Annotated in this window: 24 protein-coding genes and 2 pseudogenes; 12 read left to right on the top strand and 14 right to left on the bottom strand. The window is 68.7% G+C overall.

The window, feature by feature from the left end; translation table 11 throughout:
• Window positions 1-213 precede the first annotated feature (213 nt).
• The 6 genes from QQK22_RS18430 to QQK22_RS18405 form a co-directional block, all read right to left on the bottom strand.
• Window positions 214-441, bottom strand: a complete 228-nt coding sequence (locus tag QQK22_RS18430) for a hypothetical protein (protein WP_284252936.1) — start codon at window positions 439-441, stop codon at window positions 214-216.
• A gap of 59 nt (window positions 442-500) precedes the next feature.
• Window positions 501-1676 (bottom strand): M23 family metallopeptidase, encoded by a 1176-nt coding sequence (locus QQK22_RS18425; protein ID WP_284252935.1) that lies wholly within the window; start codon window positions 1674-1676, stop codon window positions 501-503.
• Window positions 1673-1954, bottom strand: a complete 282-nt coding sequence (locus QQK22_RS18420; RefSeq protein ID WP_284252932.1) for a hypothetical protein — start codon at window positions 1952-1954, stop codon at window positions 1673-1675. Before QQK22_RS18420 ends, QQK22_RS18425 begins: the two co-directional genes overlap by 4 nt.
• Window positions 1955-2263: 309 nt before the next feature.
• Window positions 2264-2962 (bottom strand): hypothetical protein, encoded by a 699-nt coding sequence (locus tag QQK22_RS18415; protein ID WP_284253016.1) that lies wholly within the window; start codon window positions 2960-2962, stop codon window positions 2264-2266.
• Window positions 2959-3552, bottom strand: a complete 594-nt coding sequence (locus QQK22_RS18410; protein WP_284253014.1) for a hypothetical protein — start codon at window positions 3550-3552, stop codon at window positions 2959-2961. The genes QQK22_RS18415 and QQK22_RS18410 overlap by 4 nt, the downstream gene beginning before the upstream one ends.
• 87 nt (window positions 3553-3639) lie before the next feature.
• Window positions 3640-4017: a winged helix-turn-helix domain-containing protein gene (locus tag QQK22_RS18405; RefSeq protein WP_284252927.1), complete on the bottom strand. Its 378-nt coding sequence runs from the start codon at window positions 4015-4017 to the stop codon at window positions 3640-3642.
• A gap of 332 nt (window positions 4018-4349) precedes the next feature.
• Here QQK22_RS18405 and QQK22_RS19485 point away from each other — a divergent pair.
• From QQK22_RS19485 to QQK22_RS18360, 10 genes and pseudogenes are all read left to right on the top strand, one after another.
• A pseudogene (locus QQK22_RS19485) lies at window positions 4350-4778 on the top strand (hypothetical protein); the annotation flags it as partial.
• Window positions 4779-5025: 247 nt separating this feature from the next.
• A complete protein-coding gene (locus QQK22_RS18400) occupies window positions 5026-5286 on the top strand; it encodes a hypothetical protein (protein WP_284252924.1) in 261 nt (86 codons plus the stop codon).
• 17 nt (window positions 5287-5303) lie between these two features.
• Window positions 5304-6269 (top strand): DUF8175 domain-containg protein, encoded by a 966-nt coding sequence (locus tag QQK22_RS19535; protein WP_488803230.1) that lies wholly within the window; start codon window positions 5304-5306, stop codon window positions 6267-6269.
• A 1551-nt stretch (window positions 6270-7820) separates the two neighbouring features.
• Complete coding sequence (locus QQK22_RS18390; protein ID WP_348525657.1) at window positions 7821-9302, top strand: SCO6880 family protein; 1482 nt, start codon at window positions 7821-7823, stop codon at window positions 9300-9302.
• A gap of 32 nt (window positions 9303-9334) precedes the next feature.
• Window positions 9335-10102, top strand: coding sequence for a hypothetical protein (locus tag QQK22_RS18385; RefSeq protein WP_284253001.1), 768 nt, complete (start codon window positions 9335-9337; stop codon window positions 10100-10102).
• The gene (locus QQK22_RS18380; protein WP_284252999.1) at window positions 10099-10824 is read left to right on the top strand and encodes a hypothetical protein; all 726 of its coding nucleotides are present in this window, start codon (window positions 10099-10101) and stop codon (window positions 10822-10824) included. The genes QQK22_RS18385 and QQK22_RS18380 overlap by 4 nt, the downstream gene beginning before the upstream one ends.
• The gene (locus QQK22_RS18375) at window positions 10821-12623 is read left to right on the top strand and encodes a type IV secretory system conjugative DNA transfer family protein (protein WP_284252914.1); all 1803 of its coding nucleotides are present in this window, start codon (window positions 10821-10823) and stop codon (window positions 12621-12623) included. The genes QQK22_RS18380 and QQK22_RS18375 overlap by 4 nt, the downstream gene beginning before the upstream one ends.
• Window positions 12620-13459, top strand: coding sequence for a DUF4913 domain-containing protein (locus QQK22_RS18370; RefSeq protein ID WP_284252912.1), 840 nt, complete (start codon window positions 12620-12622; stop codon window positions 13457-13459). The genes QQK22_RS18375 and QQK22_RS18370 overlap by 4 nt, the downstream gene beginning before the upstream one ends.
• 613 nt (window positions 13460-14072) lie before the next feature.
• Window positions 14073-14345 carry a hypothetical protein gene (locus QQK22_RS18365; RefSeq protein WP_284252910.1) on the top strand — a complete coding sequence of 91 codons (273 nt, stop codon included), beginning with the start codon at window positions 14073-14075 and terminating at the stop codon, window positions 14343-14345.
• Entirely contained in the window at window positions 14345-15307 is a 963-nt protein-coding gene (locus QQK22_RS18360) for an S-layer homology domain-containing protein (protein WP_284252909.1), read from the top strand. The genes QQK22_RS18365 and QQK22_RS18360 overlap by 1 nt, the downstream gene beginning before the upstream one ends.
• 334 nt (window positions 15308-15641) lie before the next feature.
• Here the strand turns inward: QQK22_RS18360 and QQK22_RS18355 are convergent, their stop codons facing one another.
• The 3 genes from QQK22_RS18355 to mobC are packed head-to-tail and all read right to left on the bottom strand — an operon-like array spanning window position 15642 to window position 18624.
• Complete coding sequence (locus QQK22_RS18355; protein WP_284252907.1) at window positions 15642-16436, bottom strand: hypothetical protein; 795 nt, start codon at window positions 16434-16436, stop codon at window positions 15642-15644.
• Between the two features lie 35 nt (window positions 16437-16471).
• A complete protein-coding gene (locus tag QQK22_RS18350; RefSeq protein ID WP_284252905.1) occupies window positions 16472-18286 on the bottom strand; it encodes a relaxase/mobilization nuclease domain-containing protein in 1815 nt (604 codons plus the stop codon).
• Window positions 18283-18624, bottom strand: a complete 342-nt coding sequence (gene mobC, locus QQK22_RS18345) for a plasmid mobilization relaxosome protein MobC (protein ID WP_284252902.1) — start codon at window positions 18622-18624, stop codon at window positions 18283-18285. The genes QQK22_RS18350 and mobC overlap by 4 nt, the downstream gene beginning before the upstream one ends.
• A 418-nt stretch (window positions 18625-19042) precedes the next feature.
• Between mobC and QQK22_RS18340 the strand changes: the two genes are divergently transcribed.
• Window positions 19043-19336: a hypothetical protein gene (locus QQK22_RS18340; RefSeq protein WP_284252900.1), complete on the top strand. Its 294-nt coding sequence runs from the start codon at window positions 19043-19045 to the stop codon at window positions 19334-19336.
• Window positions 19337-19776: 440 nt separating this feature from the next.
• On the opposite strand, the gene QQK22_RS18335 is transcribed toward QQK22_RS18340, so the two are convergent.
• The 5 genes from QQK22_RS18335 to QQK22_RS18315 all read right to left on the bottom strand — a co-directional run bounded on the left by QQK22_RS18335 (window position 19777) and on the right by QQK22_RS18315 (window position 24724).
• Window positions 19777-20382, bottom strand: a complete 606-nt coding sequence (locus tag QQK22_RS18335; protein ID WP_284252898.1) for a zeta toxin family protein — start codon at window positions 20380-20382, stop codon at window positions 19777-19779.
• Window positions 20383-20581: 199 nt separating this feature from the next.
• Window positions 20582-21043 (bottom strand): helix-turn-helix domain-containing protein, encoded by a 462-nt coding sequence (locus tag QQK22_RS18330; protein WP_284252897.1) that lies wholly within the window; start codon window positions 21041-21043, stop codon window positions 20582-20584.
• Between the two features lie 210 nt (window positions 21044-21253).
• Window positions 21254-22186 (bottom strand): PIN domain-containing protein, encoded by a 933-nt coding sequence (locus QQK22_RS18325; RefSeq protein WP_284252895.1) that lies wholly within the window; start codon window positions 22184-22186, stop codon window positions 21254-21256.
• Between the two features lie 39 nt (window positions 22187-22225).
• Entirely contained in the window at window positions 22226-23212 is a 987-nt protein-coding gene (locus QQK22_RS18320) for a ParA family protein (RefSeq protein WP_284252893.1), read from the bottom strand.
• Between the two features lie 96 nt (window positions 23213-23308).
• Entirely contained in the window at window positions 23309-24724 is a 1416-nt protein-coding gene (locus QQK22_RS18315) for an SNIPE associated domain-containing protein (protein WP_284252996.1), read from the bottom strand.
• A gap of 258 nt (window positions 24725-24982) precedes the next feature.
• Between QQK22_RS18315 and QQK22_RS18310 the strand changes: the two are divergent.
• Window positions 24983-25546 (top strand): annotated as a pseudogene (locus QQK22_RS18310) (recombinase family protein); the annotation flags it as partial.
• Window positions 25547-25630 lie beyond the last annotated feature (84 nt).

Genomic DNA, 25630 nt, shown 5'->3' with positions numbered 1-25630 from the left:
CTGGCTCGACGTGGGCGGCCCTGGCCCAGGGTGGGCGAGGGCGGGCGTGTCGAGCGCTCGATTTCTACAACGGAGGTGGGTATGGTGGGTCCCAGCGTTAGACACACCTCAGGGTGTGTCGATCTGAACGAGTCACCTCCGGCCGGCAAGCATGAGGGTGAATCGCTTCGGACTCGGGCCGGCCCTTCGGGGCCGGCCCTCTCTTTTTGTCTGTCAGGCGCTGACGGGGAGCACCTCCTGGACGTAAGGGGCCTGCGGGCGCACCATGCGCTGCTCGGCGTCGGCTAGCACGAGTGCTTCGAGGTAGGCCGCGATGCTGATGCCTAGCTCGTCAGCCGCCTCACGGGCGGCGTCGCGGGCCGCGGGTATCACGCGGCCCTGCAAGAGGACGACGGGCTCGCCCGCCGAACCGCGCACCTTGCGACCCTTGACAGCGCTCATGCATGCATACTGTCGCGCCGCCGGGGATGCATCCGTGAGGCTGGTCGGCGTGTCGCGTCTCACGGGAGAGTGATTCCTTGGCTGCGCATGTAGGGCAGGGCGTTGACGGCTTGGCCGTTGACCCACACCTCGTAGTGGAGGTGTGGGCCGGTGGAGCGGCCGTTGTTGCCGACGTCGGCGATGTGCTGGCCGGCGGTGACGGTCTGGCCGATGTCGACGTGGGTCTGTCCGGGGTACATGTGGACGTAGAGCGTCTGGATTCGGGCGCCGTCGGCGTCGGTGCCGTGGTCGATCATCACGTTGCACGGTGAGCGGCCCTGGAACCCCTTGCAGCTGGTGTGGGTCACCAGGCCGTCGGCGGCGGCGTAGATCGGCGTTCCCAGGGGTGCGGCGAAGTCGGAGCCCATGTGGGTGTAGCCGTTGCGGACGTCTCCGAACCCGCCGGTGAAGCGGGCGCCGGTGATGGGCGCGGCCCATCCGCTGTCGGCCACGAGCCCGGGGTAGGTGCTGGCGGCGCCGGGGTCGCCGGTGCATCCCTCGAAGGTGACTTCGGTGCCGGTGAGGGCCTGGGTGAGCTGCTGGGCGTCTTCCCAGTGGGCGTCGTAGGCCATGGGGAACTTGGACACCTGGACCGTCTGTGCGGCCTTCCACGCGGGCATCGTCTCCCAGCCCTCGACCGTCACGAGCTCATCGAGGAACCGGCCGGTGGTGTAGGCGGGGTTGAGGAGGTTCTGCACGATTTCCTCGTCGGTGCCCTGCCCGCCCCAGCCGGCCTGGGGGCGGCCCTGGAACAGGCCTACGGAGTCCCAGTCGCCGGGGGCGGCGCCGTCGTTGGGGTAGTTCAGGGACAGCATCGCCACGGCGCGCCAGCGGTCCCACTCGGCCGCGCTCATCACGCGAGAGTTGGCCGGGCGGACGAACTTGCCCTCGTTGGCCAGGTTGCGCAGGCCAGATTCCGTGATCGCGGTCATGATGCCGATCGCGGCCGCCGACGGCGGTAGATCGCGTTCGGCTGCGAGGGAGACGATCACGGCGGCGTTGCGGACCTGCACGGCGCTGAACGAGCCGATGCTCTCGGGCAGCTCGGCGCCGTCGATGAGCACCACGGGCGCCTCGCACGAGCCGCCGGCGACGTCGGTGTCCGACGGCGATCCAAGCATGAGGAACGCGGCGACGCCGCCCACCAGCACGAGGGGGACCGCGACGGCTGCGGCTACGCCGGCTCTGCTGTTCATGAGGCGGGGTTGATCGAGGCGGCCTGCCACGTGACGCCGTCGGCGGCTCGGGTCAGGACCACGGCGAGCTCGCCGGCGTCGGTGGGCACGCGCACCCGTGCGACGAACGGTGAGGTGACCTCGCCGTCGAGCACGGCGGGGCCGGTGACGGTGGTCGCGCCGGCGCCGCCGGCGGGGTCGGTCCCGTCGAGCAGGTCGAGCAGGTCCGGGGTGACCAGGGGAGCGAGCTCGTCGCTCCACGCCTGGGGGTCCAGGTCGGTGCGCAGGAACGCGGTCACGGCCGCCTCGGCGGCTGCGTACGCGCTGGCCTCGGCCTCGGCGTCCCACTCCGGCTGCGGCTGGGGTGTGGCGTCGGGCGCTTCGGTGTCGAGCCCGACGTCGCCGGCGCCCTCGGTGGGCGTGGGCAGCGGCTCCTCGGCGGTCGGTGCCTCGGACGTCGGCGCCGTGGTGCTCGGGGTGGCTGTCTCGGGCGCCGTCGGGGGCGTGAGGTCGTCGCCGTCCTCGCTCCCGCAGCCGGTGAGGGTGAGGGCGGTCAGCAGCGCCAGGGCGGCTGCCCGGGTGCGGGGGAAGGTGTGGGGGTCATGGCGTCATCCCTGGGGTTGTCCGGCCTGCCACTGGGTCACGGCTTCAGACACGGCGGCGCTGGCGGTGTTGAGGCGGTCGCGGGCGGCGAGGACGTCGGCGGGGCTGGTGGCGCCGGGGCCGGCGTCCAGGATGCGTCGGGCCTCCGCGAGCTCGAGGAACAGTGCATCGCGGACGGCGTTGTCGTTCACCTGGCCGTTGGAGGTGTTGAGGACGTTCTGCGTCTCGGAGACGCGGTTGGTCAGGGCGTCGTGGAGCCACTGCGCGCGACTGCTCTCCACGTCGTCCTGGGCGGTGGTGATGGACTCGGCAGCAGCGGTGAGTTCGCTCGCCTCGGCCTCCTCGGCGCCGGCGTCCACGAGCGTCTGACCGGTCGTGAGAGCGGCCGAGAGGGTGTCTCGGGTGCTGGTGTCGGTCACCTGGCCGTTGGAGGCTTCCAGGGCAGCGTCAGCGTCCTGTACGGCGGTACTGAGGCGGTCGTAGGCCCACTGGGTGTGGCTGGCCTGGACGGCCTCGGTCGCGGCCGTGACGGCATCGGTCAGCGCGACGACGCCGGGGTCGAAGTCGGGGTCAGGGGCGAGCACGACGTCGCCGCCCTCGCGCGTGGCCACCACCGGTGGCTCGACGTCGCTGAGCGCTGTGCTGAACGCGGAAGCGGCGGTGACCTGGTTCGCGAGCTCGGTGCGGGTGGCCTCGTCGGTCACCTGCCCCTCGGTGGCGCCCAGGAGCGTGGCGGCCTCCTGCTGGGCATCGCGTAGGGCGCTCTGCCGTCCCTGCCACGCCTGGGTGGCCTCGGCTTCCTGCTGGGACGTGGCCTCGATGATCGAGGGCGAGGGGTCAGGAGGCTGCTCAGGAGCCACCCGGCTCCCAGCGCGAGTACGCCGGTCCCGGCCAGGAGAGCGGGGAGCGGGATGCGCTGGCGCCGGGGCGCCGGCGCGGGGGCGGCCGGCCCCGTCGGGGCGGGCGTCTCCACCACGACCACGGGGGCCGTGACCGCTTCCTGCGTCCCGGGCGCGGGAGCGTGGCTCTTGGCCGGCTTGGCGGCGTCCTCGTGGACCTCGCCGTTCGGGCGCACGATCAGGTAGAAGGTCCAGTCGGGCTCGGTCGCCTCGACGCGCAGGCCGCGGCCGAGCTCGGCGGCCGCCTTGGTCACGACGGCAAGCGCAGCGTTGCGCACTTCGCTCACGCCCTCGCCCCGCACGCGCTGGGGCTTGCTGCCCCCGATCGTCACTTCACCGGTGGTGTCAGCAACGGTGATCCGCACTCGGGGCCACTCGGCCACATCGGTGGTCATTGCGCACTCTCCTGGGTAGGCAGGAGAGACGCGACCAGCGCGCAACCCCTGCAAGAACAGCAGAAACACACCCACGGGTGGGTGTTGTCAGGCCTCGGTTTCGGGCTCCGCCTTCGATTCTGTACCGCTCGCGGTCCCCGTGCCGCCGAGCGCGTACGCCGTCAGCAGCTCGCCCAGCGCTCGGACCCGATCGGCGTTGATCGTCCAGTGCACGAGCGTGCGCTGGTACATGCGCTGTTCCGGCGGCACGTCGGCCGTCACCAACCCTTGCTCTTCGAGCGCGATCAGGTTGCGCCGGACCGACACCTTGTTGGTATTCAGCGCAGTAGCGAGCTCGGCCATGGACAGACCCTCGTCTGCCTGGCCCAGGAGGTGCAGCAGCTCGACCTTGGTCCGGTTGCCCAGCACTTCCACAGCCCTCACCGCGCCCTCCGGCATGTCCGGTGGAAGAAAGAGCGTAGGCACGCATCACATCTTCCCCCTCGTCCGTCTAGTAGGTCAGCAGGTTGCCCCGCCGCTATCGAACAACCCTAAGGGTTGTAGTACGGTGAGAGTACCTGAGCCACGGGGCGACGTGGAACTGCATCGGTTCCCGTCCCCTACTAGCAGGAGGGGAACGCCATGGGACTTCATCAGCGCCACGCGCAGCGAACCGCTCCGTCCAACTTCCCCACCACGGGCGCGCGCACGCCACAGCGGTGGGACCGGGGCAATCTGCGAGAGAACAAGCATGGAACAAACTCCATCGTGAGGGTTCGTAGCCTGGGAGCGTACGAGCACAACGACAGCGAGGCAGCGTGAGTAGACCCCGGATTCCCCGATACGGCCCCCTCACCCCTCGCCGTCGTCCCGAGGAGACGCAGGCCGTGGTCAACCCGTGGCTGCCCGCTCCCGCGATCGAGGAGCCGAGCGAGGCGCCGGCGGAGCAGCTGCCGCCGGCGGCGCGGGTCAGCGGGCCGCAGGCCGGGGTGGTCGCGGCGGACGCGCTGCCGACGGTGAAGCACTTCTCCGCCCCGGCCTTGTGGGTCGTGGGGACCCACGGCGGGTCGGGAGAGTCGCTGCTGGCGCAGCTGCGCGAGGGATGGGCGCCCGGCGGGCACGCGTGGCCCGAGCAGCAGTACAGCAACCGCGCCGCGCGCGTGCTTCTGGCCTGCCGGGGAAGCGCCCACGGACTGAACTCGGCGCGGGCGGCAGCGATGCAGTGGGCCGCCGGCAAGAGCCCCACCGTCGAGCTGATCGGCCTCGTGGTCGTGGCCGACGCCCCCGGACGAGCCCCAAGCCGCTGCGCGACCTGGCCGCCCTCGTGGGTGGCGGTGTCCCACGTCTATGGCACGTTCCGTGGATCGAAGCGTGGCGACTGGGAGCCCCGGTCGATCACGCCAACCCACCGCGCGAAACCGCGCGCCTCCTCAACGATCTTGACCTCATCTTCAACCCCGGCACCCCCGGTGCCACCGCCGAAAGGACTCCCCGATGACCGCTTTCCTCGCTCTCCCCGACCCGACACCTCAGCGCCCCGAAGGTCTCAGCGGGATCGACACGCTCCTGAACGTCGTGATGTGGGGAGGGTTCGTCGTCTGCATCCTCGCCCTCATCGTCGGCGGCGTGCTGGTCGCCCTCGCGGCAATGGGCCGCACCACGGCGGCTGACCTCCTGCCGAAGGTCGCCTACCCCCTCGTGGGCGCGATCATCGTCGGCGCCGCCGCCGGCCTCATCGGCATGTTCGCCGGCTGAGCGGAAGGACCACGATCATGGCTGAGAACGACCAGCAGAGTCCGTGGACCCGGCCGGGATGGATCATCTCGGCCGTGATCTGCGGCGTTCTCCTCGTGATGGGGATCGTCCTCACCGTCACGTTCTTGACCCGCGACGACGACACCCCCGCCCCAACCGGGCAGCCCGGGACTCCGACGCCCGGCGTACCGGCGCCACCCGCCGACCCCGACGCGGAAAGCATCTGCGGCCTGAGCGGAGTCGAGCTCGACGGCGACCTGCCCGACGCCCCCGACGCCGAGTGGGCCTACGTAGGCACCGCCGCGTATCCAACTTCTGCTGAGTACGGCCCCGGGTTGAATGAGGGCGAAATGCGCACGTGCTACCAGCACACCCCCACGGGTGCGCTGTTCATGGTCGCGAACCTCGCGGTTGGGCCGTCAGACCTGAACGCGGCGACGGAGTGGTTCGACTACGCCGTCTCGCCGGGCCCGTTCAAGGATGACCTACTCGCAGCGAACGAACAGGCCGCCCCTGAGACGCCCGACCCCAGCGGTACGCGGTTCGCGATTCGCGGCTTCCGGCTCCTGGACTACTCGGGGCAGACCGCTCGCGTTGACCTCGGGGTCGCGTACACGGTGAGCGGCCAAGAGACGTACATGTCGATGGTCTACGAGCTGGTCTGGCACGAGGGCGACTGGCGCCTTTCCGGCGAGACAGCCACCGCGTTCGACGCCGCCCAAATCCCCAACCTCAACGGCTACACCCCTGGGGCGCGTAGATGGGTGGAGTCTGCTGGGGTGGAGCCGCCGTCTGCGGCCCATCCATTGCTGATGTGGTCGTTGGCGACGCGATCGAGAACATGCAGCGGGCGACGGAACAAGCCCTCGCGCAGGCTCTCGGGCAGGTCGCCACGATCTGGGTCAACGTGGATACGCCGCAGCTCTCGGGCTCGGGGGACGCTTCGGTGGACCTCGGGCAGGCGCCGGGGGCGGCGGAGCTGACGCAGGTTCTCTCCTACATCACGTGGATCGGGTTCGCCGTCGCCACGCTCGCCCTGATCCTGCTGGGCGTGATGGTCGCGCGGGGCGTCTCGCGCGGGCAGGGCGCCGGCATCCTGAACCGTTCGTTCTGGTTCGCGGCCGGTGTCGTGGTCCTGGGTGGCGGTGCTGCGATCGTCGGCGCAGTGATGCCGACGCGGCCGCAGAACGTCGCCGGCACGGCGGCGTTCTTGCAGTCCTCGCTCTGGTACTTCACCGGCGCCCTGGTGGTGCTGAGCGTCATCATCGGCGGTATCCGCATGGTCATCACCCAACGGGCCGACGCGGGTAAGGACGTCCTGCGGTCCCTGGTGACGTTCTTGGTGGTGTCGGCGCTCGGGGTGACGATCACAGCGCTTCTCATCACGGTGTCGGACCGATTCTCGGTCTGGATTCTGGAACAGGCCCTCGACTGCCCGGCCGGGGAGGACGCGGCGTGCTTCGGGGAGAACCTGGTGCGGGTGCTGCACATGGCCGAGCAGGGCGCCGGCGCGGGCGGTGATGGGAGCGGAGCAGGGCCGACGTTGGTTCCGCTGATGATCATCGTCCTCGGCCTCATCGCGCTTCTGGCGGCGCTGGTCCAGGTGGTGCTCATGTTCGCTCGGGCCGGGATGCTCGTGCTGATGACGGGACTGCTGCCCACGGTGGCGTCCTTCACCAGCACCGAGACGGGGCGGGCGTGGTTCTGGAAGGCGATCGGCTGGACGGGCGCGTTCATCGCCTACAAGCCGGTGGCGGCGATCATCTACGCCACCGGGTTCCAGCTCGTCGGTTCGGACTGGGCGACGTCGGACCCGTTGCAGAGCACGTTGACGGGGCTGCTGATGCTCGGGCTGGCCGTTGTCGCGCTGCCGGCGATGATGCGTTTCGTGACCCCGGTCGTGGGTGCTGCTGCTGGCGGCGCCGGCGGCGGGGCTCTCGCGGCGGGCGCGCTGGCCGCGCTCCCGACCGGAGCGGCCGCGATCGCGCGCCTGGGTGGCGGTGGAGGCGGCAGCGGGAGCGGCGGTGGCGCGGCGGTGTCCACGCAGGCGAGCCCGCAGGGCAGCAACGGCAGTGCGGGCCAGGGTGGCTCGCAGGGTGCGCCCGGTCCGGCTGGTTCGACCTCGCAGGGCGCCGGCGCACCGGCGCCTGGCGGCACCTCGTCCCCGGGCGGGGCGGGAGGCTCGCAGAACGGCGAGCAGGGTGCGTCGGGCTCGGGCGGCTCGAAGGGCGGCAGCGGTGGCGGTTCCGCCGGGCAGAGCGGATCGCCTGGCGGCCGTGACGGCGCCAGCGGCGCCAGTCAGGGCGGGGGCGGTGCCGGCGCTGCTGGTGGGTCCGGGCCTGGTGCGGGCGCGGCGGGCGGTGGCGCCTCGGGCGCTGCTGCGGGCGCGGCGAGCAAGGCGCACCCGGTGGTGGCAGCGGCGAGCGTCGCCGCAGACGGGGCGAAGGCCGCCGGTGCGGCGGCCAAGCAGGTGGGCAAGGACGTGAGCGGAGAGGGTGGTGGTCCCAGTGGCAGCCGTTGAGACGGGTAGGCGCGTGCGGACGTACGGCAACTGGAAGCGGCCGACGTCGCCGGGCCTGTTGGGCCTGGGGATGGTGGCGACGTTCGGTCTGCTGATCGCGCTGGTTTTCATGGTGGTTCTGATGACGATCACGAACCTCCTGGTGGGTCTGGCGTTCGGCCTGGCAATCGCGGTCGTGACGGTGGTGCTCTCGCTGCGCGACCGGCACGGGCTGAGCATCGGCAACCGCCTCGCGCAGCGGTTCTCGTTCGCCTATACGCGGGCCTCGCGGGCGAACCTGTACCGCTCGGGGCCGCTGGGGCGGACCCCGTGGGGCACCCACCAGCTGCCGGGGGTCGCCGCGACCACGCAGTTGAGCGAGCACGAGGACTCCTACGGTCGCCCGTTCGCGCTGATCCACGCTCCGAAGGTGAAGACGTTCACGGTGGTGCTGGCCAGCGATCCCGACGGCGGGGCGCTGGTGGATCAGGACACGGTGGACTTCCGCGTCGCGGCGTGGGGCGACTGGCTCGCGGGCCTGGCGGACGAGCCGGGCCTGGTGGGGGCCGCTGTGACGGTCGAGAGCGCCCCGGAGACGGGCCAGCGGCTCGCCCAGGCGGTTCAGGGCCGGATGGACAGCAACGCGCCGACCTACTCGCGCGCCGTGCTCGAGGAGGTCGTGCAGGACTACCCGTCCGGCTCCTCCACGGTGCGCGCCTACGTCTCTCTGACGTTCCAGTCCGACGCCATGGTGCTCGGGCGCACTCTCAACCCGGAGGAGATGGGTCGCGAGCTCGCGACCCGGCTCCCGGGGCTGACGAGCTCACTGGGCCTGACCGGGGCCGGTGCGTGCCTCCCGGCGACGGCGGCCGAGCTGTGCGAGGTCGTGCAGGTGGCCTACAACCCGGTGGTGGCGCGCTACTTCGATGAGGCGCGCGCCGAGGGTGAGGTGCCGGACATCTCCTGGTCGGAGGTCGGCCCGTCGGCGCACGAGAGCGCCTGGGGTCACTACCGCCACGACTCGGCGGTGTCGGTCACGTGGTCGATGACCGGCGCCCCGCGCGGGGTCGTGCAGTCCTCGATCCTGCGTAGCCTGCTCTCCCCTCACCGCGACATTGCACGCAAGCGGGTCACGATGCTCTATCAGCCGATCGACGCGGCGCGGGCGGCGCGGATGGTCGAGCGGGACGAGTCCAACTCGGTGTTTGCCGCCACGGCGGCGCGGCGCACGACCCACCGTCAGGCGCACGCGGTCCAGTCGGCGCGGGCGACGGCGGCCGAGGAGGCCAGCGGAGCGGGCCTGGTCGGGTTCGGGATGCTGGTCACGGCCACGGTGACCGAGCCGGAGAAGCTGCCGGCGGCCAAAGCCGCGGTCGAGCACCTCGGGGGCGCGGCGCGGTTGCAGCTGCGCCCGGTGTACGGCTCCCAGCACGCGGCGTTCGCGTTCGCGCTCCCGCTGGGGCTGGTGCCGGAGAAGCACTCCAACGTTCCGACCGTGGTCCGGGAGGGCGTGTGATGGGCCGGCGCAGCAAGCACAGCACGCCGAAAGTGCGCGCGCCCCGAGTGCCCAGCGCTCGCGGGTGGCTCGGTGCGGGCGCCGGCGCCGACACCACGATTCAGGTCCCGGCGAGCTTCCGGGGCACCACGGTCCAGGTCTGCGGTCTGCACCCGTTCGCCGTCGGTGACGGGACCTCGATGCTCGGGGTTCCGCTCGGGGTGCACGAGCACACCTCCGCCACGGTGTGCGCGGACCCGATGAGCTGGTTCCAGGGCGACGCGATCGGCAACCCCTCGGTGTTCGTCATGGGCCTGCCGGCCCTGGGCAAGACGAGCCTCGTGGCACGGATGTGCGTCGGCCTGGCGGGCTACGGCGTGCTGCCGTTCGTGCTGGGCGACACCCGCCCGGACTACGTGCCCACGATCGAAGCTCTCGGCGGTGAGGTGCACCGTCTCGGGCGCAATCGCGACTACATCAACCCGCTGGACCCGGGCGAATCGACCGTGGCCGCGCAGCGGCTGCGCGCGGCCGGGTTCGAGCGAGAGGCGCAGGAGGTCGAGGCCGACGCCCACGGGCGCCGGCTCACGACCGTTCTCGGGCTGATCGCGATCCAGCGCAAGGGACCGACCACGGAGGCCGAGGAAGCGGTGCTCGACCGGGCACTGCACATCGTGGACGCCCGGCTCGACCGGGTGCCGATCATGAGCGACGTCCTGGACGTCGTGCGCGAGGACCGGACGAGCTGCGTGCGGCGGTCATCGACCGGGGTAGCTGGGAGGTCTACCAGACCAAGACGGAGGGCTTGGAGCTGTCGTTGACGCTCCTGTCCACCACCGGGTTCGGTGGGCTGTTCTCGCGCGAGTCCAGCAAGCCGCTACAGCGGGACAAGCCGGTCGTCTACGACATTTCGGCTATCCCGCAGGGAGAGTCCGACCTGCTGGCGGCCGCGCTGCTGGCGTGCTGGTCGAACGGGTTCGCGACGGTGAACATCGCCGGCATCCTGGCCGATGCCGGGTTGGAGCCGCGCCGGCTGTACTTCCTGGTGATGGACGAGCTGCACCGCATCCTGCGAGCGGGCGGCGGGATGATGGTCGATCGCATCGACTACCTGACCCGGCTCAACCGTGCCGAGATGGTGGGTCAGGCGATGATCACGCACACGATGAAGGACCTCAAAGCGCTTCCGGAGTCGGAACGGCTCAAAGCGATGGGGTTCATCGAGCGCTCGGGGATGGTCATCCTCGGGGGCCTGCCCGGGGCGGAGATGCCGGACCTGACCCCGGTCCTGCCCCTGACGCAGGAGGAGCAAGCCAAGCTCGCCTCGTGGGCGACCCCGCCCAGCCAGTCGGCCAAGGAGGGTGTGAAGCAGGACCCGCCCGGGCGCGGGAAGTTCCTGATCAAGGTCGGCGGCCGTCCGGGTATCCCGATCCGGGTGCGACTGACGCAGCGCGAGCTCAACCTCACCAACACCAATCGCAAGTGGCAAGAGGTCGAAGCCCAACGACGCGCGGCTCGCGCGCAGGCCAGGGAGGCATCGTGAACGGTCCAAACAACCGCAGGGAGGACCCGGGGCAGAGTCGGGGGCAGCTGTACGCCCTGATGGTGCTCGTGGGCCTGGTCGTGCTGGTCGTGGTCGGCGTGAACGCCGGCGTGCGTCTCGGCAACCGCTTTGCCGGCACCCCGGTCGAGCTCTCGGGCAACCCCATGCAAGTGGTGTTAGAGGTGTTTACGGGAGCGGTGGCCTGGCCGGCGGCCGGGACCGCCGTCGTGGTGGTCCTCGGCGTGCTCGTGCTCGCCGTCGTGGTGCTGCTGGCGCTGGCGTTCCGGCGGATCGCTCGGCACCGCTCGCGTGTCGATGACAAGGCCCGGTACATGGGTCGCGGCCGCGACATCTCCTCGCTGACCGCCAAGGCCTCGCGCGCGACGTCGCAGCGGCTCGGCGCCGGGGAATGGCTGGGTGTGGCGCTGGGGCGCAGCGTGAGCGGCGGTCAGGCGCTCTACGCCTCGGCAGAGGACCAGATCGCGATGATCGCCGGCCCCCGCATGGGCAAGTCCACCTCGTTCGTCATCGGGGCGATCGTGGAGGCTCCCGGAGCGGTCATCACCACCTCGAACAAGCGCGACGTCGTGGACGCCACGCGCGACGTGCGCAAGGAGCGCGGCCCGGTGTGGGTCTTCGACCCCCAGGGCGTCGCGGAGGAGCCGGCGACGTGGTGGTGGGACCCGCTGTCCTACGTCACCGACGAGATGAAGGCCGACCGGCTCGCGGGCCACTTCGCGGAGGGCTCGCGCGAGGAGGGCGCGGGCAAGGGCGATGCGCACTTCGACGGCTCGGGTAGGACGCTGCTCGGGGCGCTGTTCCTGGCGGCGGCGATGACGCAGACCCCCATCACGCAGGTCTACACGTGGCTGACCAACCCTCGCGACGAGCGCCAGGTCCAGACGTTGCGCGAGCACGGCTTCCCCCGCACCGCCGATGCGCTGTACGGGATCGTGAACACGCCCGACCGCGAGCGGGGCTCGATCTTCTCCACCGCCCGCCGCATGGCCAAGTGCCTGACCAACCGCAGCATCGACCCGTGGATCACGGCGAACGGCTCCGGCGACCCTCGCCCGCAGCTAGACCCCGCCAAGCTCCTGGACGACGGCGGCACGCTGTACTCGCTGTCGATGGAGGGTGAGGGCTCCGCCGGCCCCCTGGTGACCGCACTCACCGTCGCCGTGGTGGAGGCGGCGGAGGAGAAGGCGCGCCGCTCTCCCGGCGGCCGGCTCCCGACCCCGCTCCTGGGCATCCTGGATGAGGCCGCGAACGTCTGCCGCTGGAAGCAGCTGCCCTCGCTCTACTCCCACTTCGGGTCCAAGGGCATCGTGCTCGCCACGGTGTTGCAGTCCTGGGCGCAGGGCGTGGACGTGTGGGGCGATCGCGGGATGGAGAAGCTGTGGAGCGCAGCAAACGTGCGCCTCTACCTGGGCAACAACACCGAGGTGAAGTTCCTCTCGGACCTGTCCACGCTGATCGGAAACTACGACCGGCTCAGTTCCAGCGCCTCCACCACCCGTGGCCAGCGCACCCGCTCCGACAGCCTCAGCCGGGAACGGGTGCTCGACGTCGATGACCTCAGCGCCCTACCGCGCGGCCGCGCGGTCCTGCTCTCGGCAGGGAACCGGCCCACCCTCGTGCGCACGGTGCCCTGGCTGGTCGGGCCGCACGCTGAGGCGATCCGCGCCTCGATCAAGGCGCACGACCCGCAGGCCGGCCAGACCGTGGCCCGCGCTGAGCGGGACCTGGCCGAGACGACCGACGAGCTCGGCCCCGTCCCGGGGGTGCAGGCCGCATGAGCACCGACTGGGACACCCCCGACCCCGCACCCGTGCCCGGGTACGGCACCCCCAGCCCTGCCGGCGACCCTGCGCCGTCGCACGGGGGTGCCGACGCGCTGTTGAGCGAGCCCGGCGTGATGGAGGCGCTGGCCGCCCGCGACCGCGCCGACGTCGCGCGGGTGGAGGCGGAGACGGCCATGGCGCGTGCCCGTGAGGCGGCCGCCGACGCCGAGGGCGCGGTGGCGATCGCTCGAGCTCGGGTTGCCGACCTCGAGGACGACGACAGCAAGCGGCCGTGGGAGCGTCTGGCGGCCGCCGAGGACGTCGAGCGCGCACTACGCCTGGTGTCGCAGCGCGACCGCGAGATTCACGCGGCCACCGTGGCTGCCGACACGGCCGCGAGCGAGTGCACGCGCGCACAGCACGCCGTGGAAGCCGCGATCGCCGCGAGCGAGCTTGGCGGCGTGAGCGAGGCCGCGGCCGACGGCGACGGCGATCAGCCGTACTACGGCAACGCGGTGGAGTTCTTCGAGAAGTTCCTGCGCGACGCCTACATGCGATCGCAGGACGGGCGCGTGTGGTGCGCCCGCTGGTGGGAGGTCCCCGAAGGCCTGATGCGCATCGAGGCGATGTGGCGGGCCTGGGAGCACCTGCGCACCGACCCCACGACCGGGGCGAGCGTGTGGTGGCGCGACCACGCCGACCACCACATGAACGTCCTGCTGTCCTCCTCTGGCCCCTTCGCCAACTACACCGACGAAGAGGACCGACTCAAGCCCGGTCAACCACTACCGCACGTCTCCCCGCCCCCGGGCCTGTTCCGCGACGTGCGCGAGGACCCACCCGCCGCCTGAGTCTCTCGACGCGGGATCGTTAGAGACTCTGGCGTGACGCGTTGATGTCACGCCCTGTTGCGCGGTCACACAAGTTGCGCCATGCTTCACCTGTGCTCGAACCTCGAGGTAAGCGATTCTCTTTTAGCGACATTTCCGCGCGCATCCTTGTAACAATACTTGCCATCCTCTCTGCGCTATTGCTTCTTACGGTCGCCTCAATTGCAATAAGATCTATCGCGAACCTCTAGAGGAAAGACGGCGAGCAATGACAAGGCGTAACCTCTTGGCACTCGGTGCCGCCAGTGCGACCGCTGCGTTACTCGCGGTCTCAATCACGCCCGCTTTCGGCGTTGGCGGTGGGCCAGAGCCAAGCCTGAGCGACCTAACCCCTCCTTCGCTACCCGAACCCGCATTCAGGGTCCCCGAAGGAGAATCTGGATACTACGAGTACGACGCGCCCGCTTCCGAATTCCCAGAAGGTGACGAGGACCTGGAGGAATCGGGCCAGCCGGGGGCGGCAACCCCTTTCTTTTACCCCGTTACGAGCGCCCAAGAGGCAGCCGTTATCGACGCGCGCCAAGACAATACTTAAATCCTCTACGAACAGGGGCCAACCGCTTCCACATCTCTTGTGACTACGACTTGCAGTTACAAGTTCACCGGCTCCAACCTGATCACCGATCCGCTCCCTATCCGCGACATCGACAATTTTAAGCTCGCCGGCGCCAGCCTTCAGAATCAAGGACTTGGATTTACGCTCGCCGGCTCTAAAGCCGGAATTTTCGATTCGCAAACCAGAAGCCAGCAAGCCACCGCACAGGTCTACAACTGGATTACGATACCCCCGCTTTCACCACAGGGGACCATAGTCTTCCAACTTTCCCCAACGGGGGCGGTCGGCTGATGACGGATTCAAAATTTGCCATCGAAACCGGGAATGCTTCCGCGGCCGATTCCAACTACAGCTTCAGCATGGGAATTTCGAACAACAACTCGTGGGCGACGTACGATCAAAAAATTTCGCGCTCACTCTCATCTAACGATGGCCAGTATCGCACCGTCGAAGTATCACTGAACGGCACCCCTCACTCGGTCAGCACCGCCTTCCAGCCTGGGCAGACGTACGGCATGGTTGGCGCGATAGTATCCTCCGCGAACGCCAACCGGGGGCTTGGCGTGATTAATTCCCAAGCTTCGGCATTGTCGGACTTTGCCGGTTGGAACTACGACATCCCGGGCGTCTACCCGCAGGGTCGGACCATCTTCTACCAGAGCAGTTTCCGGGTTTCGTTTCAAGTAGTTGGGCACGCCGTAAATTGCGATGGCCCCTACTACGACGTATATTCAAACAACCAGTTTGCTACCGAGATTCGCTGGATGCGGAACAATAATATTGCACCTGCGGATGCGAACGGGAACTACCGCCCATACGAGGCGACGACTCGATCCGACATGGTTTACTTCATGTGGGCAATGCGCGGGTTTCCTGCGCTGAACAGCGGGACGAACTGCTTCGCCGACGTGAACTACTTTACCCCAAATGGGGATGTGATCTGCTGGGCGAAGGCAGTGGGCTTGGTGGGAGGATGGCCGGACAACTCATTCCGCCCGAACCAGCCCGTCGCACGAGATGCGATGGCGGCATTTCTTTATAGGCTTGCAGGAAATCCCCACTACGTGGCGCCTTCGTCGTCCCCTTTCACGGACGTGACGCCACAAACTCAGTTTTACAAAGAAATGTCTTGGCTGAGGTCCCGCGGGATCTCGACTGGCTGGCCCGACGGGACGTATAGGCCCTTGTCTTCGACGAACCGAGACGCTATGGCGGCTTTTCTCTATCGGATGCGGATGTCAAATATCGCATGAGACGCGCTCGGCGCGGAGCCGTGTACGGCTTCCTCGGACTCATACCAAGGAGCGGAGTCCGGGGAATCCCTACCGCGAGACGGTACTGCAGTTTGACGAAGGCGCCTGCGGTCTGAATAGCCCGGTTCGCTGAGGGCAAAGAAGGGATCCGAGCACGGCACAGCTCATCGGATTGCGGCGCATCCTGAAGCAGGCCGACTTCTAAGATGGCGCGACCGGACGTGAGCACCCCTGAGCCTGGATTAGGTACCAGAGAGCTACGACTCTGCCCGGGGCCTCCTCCTTCGGGCCATGGTGCAATTCGCGTTCAGGGCGCCGCGACAGATGAAGCTACTTAGCGCCCAAGACTGGACCTCTGCTGCTCGGCCGCCTGGGTGCGTCCCTTGCGGGCCTGGGCGGGCTTGCGGTCGGGGCGCCCCGACACGGCCTGGCTGGCCGGGCGAGCCTGGGCGACATCCGCGCGCATCACGGCCGCTACCTGCCTCTGGCTGTGGCCGGCCTCGGTCAGCCCTCGCGCGGTGGCCTCGCGACGCTCGGCGCTGTCGTAGGCCGGCTCCGCGCGCACGCGCAGAGCCCCCGCCTCGGCGGCGTGGGCGAGCGCGTCGGCGCGCAGCTCCTCGCGCACGGCGGGGACGCTCTCGTGCTCCCGCTGCGCCTCGCTCTGGTCCTCGCGCTGCTCGGCCGCCTCGGCAGCGCGGGTGAGCGATGCAGCCTCGGCCTGCTCCGCGCGTGCGCGCTGCTGCTCGGCGCCGGTGGCGGTCAGGTTCTCGATCGTCACCCCGAACCGGTGCCCGACCTCGGTGCGCATCCGCTCCTCGGCCTCGGCGAGCTCGGGGTGCTCGGCCGCCCAACCCCGGGCGGTCTTGTACATCTCGGAGATCTCCTGCGCGCTGGCCTGCGCCCACCACTGGGGGTTGTTGGTCGCGCTGAGCGAGGCGCGCGCCGTCTCGAGCTCGGCGTCGAGGCGGGAGCGCAGCTCGGCCGCCTCCCGGGTGCTGTCGGCCGTGGCCTCGCGGCGCCGCTGCTCGATCGCTCGCGCCAGGGCCTCACCGGCCTGGCTGGCGGCGGTCAGGAGCACGCGGAACTGGCCCTCTACGACCTCGTCGATGCCGTCGTTGTCCATGCTCATGGTGTGACCTCCCTGCGGGGTTGGTGGAGCGCGACCTACTCGCGTCCCTGGTCGGTCGAGCCCCGTTCAGGACCCGGCCGGGTGGTGCTTCTCGGCTTCGCTGGCGACGGCTCGGTTGCAGGCTGGACGGCGCGCGTGGCGGGGTGGGCCTGGGAGGCCTGCGCCGTGGCGAGCGTGGCGCGCATCCGGTCGGTGATGTTCGGGTTGGGCGCCGTCGCCACGGCGGCCGTCGTCTGCTGTTCGGCGCCGCCGGGGACCTGAGCAGCCGTAGCCGGCTGGTGGGCCTGGGCGGCGGTGTCCATGCGCCGGTGCACCTCTGCGAGCCGTCCGCGCATCTCGCGTGCGATCGACTCGGCCTGGCGTTGCTGACCCTGCGCGAGAGCGGCGTCGTGCACCGCCTTGGACAGGTTCATCAGCGACCGCAGGAGCGCGGCCTGCCCCACCGGTCCGACGCCTCCGCGTGAGGCGCTGGCCACGAGCATGGTCGTGCCCGACACGGCCACGAGCTGCGCCTTCGGCGTGCTCGTCTCGCGGCCGAACGTCTGCGCGGAACGGCTCAGCGCGTCGGCCGCGTGCGCCATGGCGCCGGGGGTCGGCTCGGTCGCGTCCGACCACGCCGCCAGGGCGCCGGAGGTGCGTCGAGCCACACGTGCCCACGTCTCGCGGTCGTGCGTCGGCACGGCCCGTAGCTGCGCGGACAGGGACTCCATCTCCTTGCTGAACTGCTGCCACACCTCGGGGCGCGGGGCGCTGACCTCTCGCCCCGGTGCCGCGACCCGGCGGGCGCGCTTGGCGGCGTTCCACTCCGCGCCGGCGGCCGCGCGGGACGTCTCGCTCGTGTCCCACTCCGACCGCAGGCGCGGCAGTGTCAGGTCACGTCCCAGGCGGCCACCGCCGTACCAGATCGGGCGCTCACCGTGCACCGGTCGCGACGCGACGCTGTAGCCAGCCACGACGTCGGTGCTGCCCTCGGCGTAGCGGGGTCGCACGAGCACACCGGAGCCGCGCAGCCGGCGAACGAACTCCGCCTCGTCGCTGCTCGCGGCCGCGCACCCGCGTACCTTGCGAGCCAGCGCCACCCGGGGCTGGTCCTCGCGCAGCTGGACGCTCACGAGCCCGACGCGCTGGTGTGAGTCGAGCGAGGACCACGGCGCGAGCTGCTGGCCGGCGGCGATCTTCTTGGAGTGCAACGCCTTGGCTCGACGGCGTGCCTGCGCCTCGCGCTCGCCCATCTCCCACCCGCGTGTAGAACGCTCGGCCGACACCGACTCCAACCGCTCCAACCCGTAGCGCTCCTCCAACGTGCGAGCGACCTTCTGCGCGCGCGAGTAGTCGCGATGGGTCGAGGCCTTGGTGCCGTCCTCGCGCACGAGACTGACGGCGATGTGCACGTGGTCGTTGCCCCCGCCCGAGGGCCCGTGATGGATCGCGACCCACCGGCACGAAGCCTTGCGCGCGGTGTCGTCCTGACCGCTACCGACGTCGGTGCCGGCCTCGTTCACGCGGTCGTCGTTGGCCGCGTCATCGAACCCCATCGCCTGCACGAAGTCGCGCGCGATCTTCTCCCACAGCTCGTCGCTCTTGGCGCCCTCGCCGGCGCGCAGTGCGAGGGACACGTGCCACACGTGACCGCCCTTGACCTCGACGCCGAACGCGCGGTGCGGCTCGTCCACCGTGCGCGCGATCGCGAGCGCGTCGTCACGATTTAACACACCCTCGGGCGCTGTCAGGCGCGTCACCGTGTCCCCGGTGATCACGCGCTGCCCGGTGTGCTCGTTGTGACGTCCTGGACCTGCCAGGTAGACCAGCAGACCGGACACACGGTCGCCGCGCGAGACGTTCGGCATCATCGCCCCATCACCCGCAGCTCCGTCACGAGCTCGGCAATCTGACCGACCAACTCGCGCGCTCGCGCGTGGGTGGTCAGAAGGTCCGCCACGATTTCGCCGTCGATGTTCGCCCGGCGCGCGATCTGGTTCACGTTGTTGCCCACGCCGGCGAGCGTGCGTTGCGCCGCAAGCAACTGGCGCAGCACAGCCTCACGCTCCGACGCGCTCGCGGCTGCCGCCTGCGAGCCACCGGCAAGCGCGGAGTCGATCAGCAGCTTGGGAACGCTGACGCCGTAGCGCTCCGCGAGCACCAGGAGGGCGCCGGCTTCCTCCGTGGTGGCGCGCACCTCGTAGCGCACCTTGCGGCCACCCTCGACGCGCCGGCGCCGGCGCTGGGTGGTCGCACGTGACGGAGCGGGCGTACCCGTCTGCGACGTCTCCGACAACCGATCCACCACCTCTCGGCCCAGCGCAGCGACCCCACCCGGCGTGGGGACCCATGGCCAGCATGGCCCAAGAGCTCCCGGCAGGGCAACCGATCAGCACGGCTGATTATATAGCTTGCTCCGTCCGGGACACCGCTGGCTTTGCAACTCGCCTTACGCCTCGCTGAGGCCGCAGGGGTTCGATACGATCGAGCGGTCGGAGCGCCCGGGGCGCGCACACCGCAAACGCTGAGGAGAACCACCCATGGCTCGCACACCCACACCGGACCAGGCCGTCGAACTCGCTCGCGCGGCACAGGAAACACGCATCGACAGCGTGCGCGAACTCGCGGTGACACGGCAGGCCGTGACCGACGCGCAGGCCGAAAGCGCAGCGCTCCTCGCACGCGCACAGCAGGAGGCCAGCGACCTGGTGAAGAACGCGGAGCTCGCGGACGTGCGCGCCTACGACGCCGCCGTCAACGCAGGATGGAGCCAGGCCGAACTACGGAAGATCGGCCTCCCGCCGGCGGCCAAGACGACGCGCGTCGCGCGTCGTCGCCGGACGGCCGCTGCACCCACCCCCGACCCGGTGCCCCAGTCGGCCGAGCAGGAGCTACAGCAGCACGAGGGACACCCCTCCTGAGGCGCACAGCCCGTTACGGGCGCAGGTTCGTTCGATGACCCCCTGACCACCTGTGGACGGCACGAGCTATCTCCTTCGGGCTCGTCCCGACCACAGGTGGACAGCCGGACCCGACCTACCGCCCGACCACCGCACGCACGTCACCGACACCCTTGACTCACCTCGGGCGTGCGCGTCCCGTGGACGGGCTACCTCCGCGCAGTCTTACCTCTCGCGCCCGTCACTACGTGACGGGCCCCGGCCACGTTGCCGGCCCAGATACGACAGCGCTCGACGCGCCGCTTCATCGCCCCTCAGGCCCTGTCCGGGTGTCGTCGTGACCGGCATGGCTGAGACGTTCGGGCGAGCGAACTCCAGCTCGAGCGTTGCCTCGACACCGACACCTGCCGCCTCGGCCGCGGCCACCTGCTCCGCGCTCGTGCGGTAGCGCTGGAACCGCGTCACGATCGGCGACTCCCGCGCCAGGAGCTCCGAGACTCGCTCCGGCTTGGAGACACCGTCCTGCTCGTAGTACACGCTGCGGGCGTACTCACTCGGCACCCACCGGCCCCCTCGAGGTCGTCACCGCCGGCCAGCACCTGCGCCCGGCCCGACGCCCAGCGTTCACGGATACGAGCCTGAGAAACCTCGTAGGGCACCTCGACATCGATCATCCGCACCTCATACCCCTGCGCCTGCATCTGCTCCAGCAGGCGCCGGCCGTTGCTCTCCGCAGCCAGCACCGTGTCCACGATGATGTCCCGACGCGCCTGGATCGCCTGCCGCGTCAGATCGGCCGCGAGCATCGAAGACTCCCGATGCACCAGCGACGCCAGCTCGAGCGGGACGAACACCTCACCGCGCGCCTCACGGTCACGTACCGCCTGCGGCTTGACGAACGACTCATACGTGCCATCGCTCAGCGCCTGACGCAGCAACAGCTCCTTGAACTCATCGGCATCCACCCGCAGATAGGAGCGCTCACCCTGGCTCAGAGCGGTACGGGCGACCGTGGACTTGCCCGCCCCGGGCGGGCCGGCCAGCACCACCGCTCGCGGCGTCCGCACGCTCACATCCGCCGGGGGCTCCCACTCCCCCACACCCGCGCGCTCAGCTGCCTGTGGAGCCGGAGACGCGCCGGGGTGGGCATCCCGCCCGGGAAGAACCACTCCGGGTTGTTCAGGGTCGATGTCGGGGCGTCCGCGGCCAGCGGGCCGCCACTGACCAGAGCCCGGATCGCTTCAACGTGGTCGTGATCCTCGCGGCTCACGCGCTCGCGTCCGCCGCGACCCGCGCCGCGACCTCCCCGTACAGACCCTCATCGATCAGGCCGTCCATCGCAGCGCGGTACACGTCCCAGATCGTGCCCTCGGGCTGCACCGGCAGGTCCTCGTACGCCTCGTGCTGGGCCATCGGGACGTACTCCCACCGCGTCAGCTCGTCCACGACCTGCTCCCGGCTCAACAGGCCGGCCGCGTACCGCTGACACAACTCACGTGGACTCGCACCCGAGAACCCCGCACGCGCCACCGACCCGCCACGCGCCGTCTTCAACAGCTGAGACACCGCCGACTGACTGATCTGCAACCACTGAGCGATCCGCGTCTGCGAGTACCCCTCCTCCGACAACGCCACCAACTCGCGACGCAGATCCACCTCGTCCAGATCGCGACGGTGTCGCAACTGGACCGCCGCGGCCGCCCTTGGCGGCACCTCTACCAGAGCCATCCCAACCACCTCCTACAAGGCACCTTATACCCATGGCAGCAACTGCGCGCTACACGCGTTGACAGGAGTTCACGCACCCTCCCGGTCACAACGAGGCCTGCAGCCTCACTCAGCCACACACGCTGGTACCACCACGGAATCGCATGATTGCGGCTTCTAGTAGGCCGCCCCCGAGCCCGCCAACTATAGCTTCGCGCCGCCCTAGAAAAGTTACCCGGACGAGTCATGACGAATTCGATCGACGTCAATGCTCGTCGACTCGTCATCGTCCCATAGCACCCAGAAGTCTACGATTATTGGGTAGTTGCGGGAGCCCGCGTCAGATGGATCGAGGTCAAGAGGCGAAATCTTGAGGTCGGAAGTCAGAGCGATCAGCGCCAGCCGCCCGCCAGGGAAAGCGTACTCGCGCCTGACCTCCATGCTCTTATTATCTATTTGGCCGTAAGCATAATCGAGGGTTTCGTCGGTGCTCGCAATAACAAAATTTGTAGCCTGCATAAGAATATCGGAATCGCCGTCCCATGCGTTGACGTCAGAGACGTCGCGCGCAATCGGAATAACGCTCTCTGCCAACAAAGATACTGTTGCGTCTACGGACGCGGAGTAAGCGACCAACTCGCCCTCTGATAACTCTTCCTCAAGCTCTTGTCGTAGGCCATTGGTGCCGGCAAAGTCGGAAGTATTGCCAGAGACCAGAAGGACGCGCTGCTCGCCAGCTGCCCGCTTAGCAGTGAGCCAGATCGACGCATCTCGTGAGCCAATGGCAGAGTCCCCCGAGGCCCTGGCCGGAGGAATTCGATTAGCCTCCCTGAGCAATGAGAGGCGAGCATCCTCCCCGGCGGTCTCGAGGATTGAGAAAGAACTTCGCAGGTCCCCCTCCCATCGCTCGACGATTTCTTCCACGGACGGAATGTATAGATCCCCTCCAGACTCCTCATGGAGACTCCCTAACTTTCTAACCGCAGCCTTGAGTTCGGATATCGCCTGCTCTGCGGCGCGCCGACGCGCCGACGTTGATTCCTCAAGAATCACGTCTGTTATGCATAGTTTGATGTCGGTTGCTTTTGCAATGCGAAGAAGCGCCGAAAGCAGTGGATTGTCTCGGATACTTGCACGCCGCGGCAAGGTGGAGGTGTCAAGCACAATGAGTTCTGGACGCGACCCGGCTTCCGTCATAGTGGCCTACAAAGTCTCGTCGAGACGATTCAGAACTTCACCGGCAAGATCAGCAAAGAGGTTGTAGGTGTCGCGCGCACGAGTGAACTGTGCCCCTCGAGCGAGGGTGCCAGTCAATTCGAAAACAGCGGAACGGTTCCTTTGAGCCATAGGGATCAGGCTGGAAAGGTTTCGCACCTCGCCGATCTTGCCCTCGCGTTCCGGGTGCCTAACGCCCGCCTCGGCGAGTGGCTCCACTACTCCAGCGACATACTGAGCAGGGATCTGGTTCACCCATCGCTTGTATGCCTTCGCGGGCTGCTCTCTATAGACGGCAAACTGCTGGCTGATGTACCCGAGGGGTACTGGGGACCCGACGGGTAGGTCAAATCCCAGCTTGAGCCCCCTCCTCGACGCGGAGTTAGTCGCGATGCGCCACTCATCGACCCACCTACTCACGCTCTCCCCCACGCTGGGAAGCGCCGTCAGCGAGAACAGGTCGGGCGACATGGGAATGACGAATCCATCCGCAGCCAGGAGGGCAGCCCGATTAAACGCCCCAACATTCGGCCCGAGGTCGAGCAGAATGTACTCAGCCCCAACCTGGGCTGCAACACCCCTTGTCAGCCGGTGCACGGCTGTACTAACCCTGAAGCCGCGAGGATTCCCGGCCAGGGCGCTAGTCCATCCTTCAGGAGCTATTTCTTCAAACACGCTTAGATTAATGTGCCCAGGAAGAACCCAGGCGTTGTCTCGAATCTCGATGGGCCTGACAATCTCGATGTCTCCTGACCCTTCGACGAGGGGCGCCAAGCCGTGATAGATAGTCTGTTCGCTATCGTAGACTTCTTCAATCTGCTCATCCCTCAGTGCGATACTCGTCAGATTGGCCTGGGCGTCTCCGTCGACAAAGAGCACCTTCTTCCCCTGACTTTGGAGCGCTATGCCCAGATTGAAAAGCAGGGTGGTCTTGCCGACGCCGCCCTTATGGTTGTAGAAAGCGATGGTCTGCATCGGGTCTCCAGGTTCTGAGGTCGAGCTCGAGGTTACTCCGCTATCACACGTGGACAGGTATCACGTCAGGACGGGGCGTGATTCCAAGGTGTCTATTCAGGCGCCAGCGGCGGCGATGCTCAGTCTGTACTGCTCTGCCTCCGGTTCCACGGCGTACTCCACGAGTGACACTCCGTGGGACTGCAAGGCATCGAGCACGTCGGTCGGTGTGGTGTAGAAGAACTCGCGTCGCTGGTTGATCCTGTTGACCCGCTGCTCGGCGAAGGTGCGGTGCAGCATGTTCTCGATCCCCACAGCGTCTTCGGCGAAGAAGAGCGCGTGGACGTCAAAGGGGAAGGGGACCGAGGCATCGCCGAGCTCCTTCACCCGGTCCATCGGGTCGAGGCGGCGGGTCATGCCGATCTTGACCATGCGCTCCCCCATGGCCCCGAGGTTGGAGATCACGTACACGTAGCCGGCGCGGATGTTCGCGGCGCGGTAGTCGACGTCTTGGATCGCTCGGTCGACGTCGGCGAGCTTGGCCTCGATCTTGGCGGCCTCGGCTTCATCGCCGCGCTGCCGGAGCGCCTCGATCACGTTGAGGTAGTGGTTGCGCTCCTTGTCCAGGCGCTCCTTCTCCTTGGCCAGCTCGGCCTCGGCCTTGGCCTGCTCACGTAGCTCGGCGCGACGCTCACGCTCCAGCTCCTTTTCAACCTTCACTGCGTGGAGGTGTCGCTCCGCCAGGGTCAGCTCCTCGAGCCGGAGGCGGTGGTAGGCGGCGTTGATCTTGAGATCGATCATCGCGCCGTTGCGCTCGACCCGGTCCACAACTCGATCGAGTCGAGCGCGAGCGGTGTCCAAGCCTCCGGCGCGCACGGCCTTGATCGCGTTCTCTGCCTCGGCGTTGTAGGCGGCCAGCATCGTCTTGGCCATGTTCTTCGCGAAGGTCTTGCCCTTGGCCGCTGAACCGTTGAACGTGAAGCTCTCCGAGTACGAGGTAGCCCTGCTCTCCTTGATCAGCTGCTTGTACTTCACCCGCACCTCTGACAACCGGTTCGCCAGGCTGGCCGAGCCCTCGGCGACGTGGTCGAAGTCGAACAGCGACACATCCTGCAGCGACGCGACCGATCGCACCTCGAGCACCTGCTCACGTTCGCGCTGCAGCACGGACCGGGCGCCGGCGACCTCAGCCGTCAACGACTCCAGCTCGCCCCGTCGGCGCGCGATCTCGGCTTCCACCTCGATCAGTTCCATGCCCTTCACCCGGGACAGGGCACCTCGGGCCTGAACGAGCTCGCCCACGACCTGCTCGAGCTTGGCCCGCTCGGCCCCGTACCTGGCAGTGAAGAACTCCGCCCGCTGCCGCCACGCCGCCGCAGCCGACTTCCCCGAGAAGAACGAGAACTCCGCAGGTGCATCCGGCGGACGAGGCTCGTCCTGGAGAGCACGACGATCCTGAGTCCAGCGCTCCCCATCCCACCAGCGCTGCAGCGACGCATCGTCGGGGTCGAGGTACCAGTTCGCAGGCATCATGGACCGGAACCTAACCCACGCCAAGCCATAACGCACCACATGTGCGGCCTTGATGTCTGTAACTACCTAGGCGCGCTAGCAGCACCGCTCGGTCGCAGGCGGGCAGAGTCTCAGGGTCGGCCGGAGTGCCACTAGACGATCCCTCACCGTGCACCCACACCCCAACCCGGCACCTAGACAGATGCTCAGGTCGCGTTGCGCGTATAGGTCGCACGATTTGGTGGGCGGTGAGGGTGCCCTATCTGCAACACTGGGGTAGTGACCGGAACCAGAGTGGGCTACGCGCGGGTGTCGACCACCGGCCAGGACCTCACGGCCCAGCGCGATGCACTCACCAAACTTGGCGTGGCACCGGACCTGATCTACGTCGACCACGGTCTGACCGGACGCAACCGCGACCGTCCCGGGCTGGCCCAGGCCCTCGCTGCCGTCCGCAACGGCGACACCCTGGTCATCACGAAGCTCGACCGACTCGCCCGCTCCCTACCCGACGCGCGCAACATCGCCGACGAGCTCACCGCCAAAGGTGTCGCCCTCGACCTCGGCGGCTCGGTCTACGACCCCGCCGACCCCGTCGGCCGGCTCCTGTTCAACGTCCTGGGCATGGTGGCCGAGTTCGAGGCCGACCTCATCCGCGCCCGCACCCGCGAGGGCATGCAGATCGCCAAGGCAGCCGGCAAGCTCCGTGGCCGCCAACCCACCCTCAGCAAGACCAAGCGCCGCCACCTCATCACTCTCGCCGCCGCCGGCCAGCACACCCAGGCAGAGCTCGCCGAACTCTTCGACGTCTCCCGCACCACCATCTACCGCGAGCTCCGACGCGAGCAGCCCCCACCGACGCCCTGTAGCCCACTCACCACGCGCGAGTGCCCTCTGGCAGGCAGAGTGAAGTCATGGATGCCCCCT

This window comes from Litorihabitans aurantiacus, from assembly GCF_030161595.1.
In the GTDB taxonomy this organism is placed as follows: domain Bacteria; phylum Actinomycetota; class Actinomycetes; order Actinomycetales; family Beutenbergiaceae; genus Litorihabitans; species Litorihabitans aurantiacus.
This window is presented reverse-complemented; position numbering and strand designations above follow the sequence as displayed.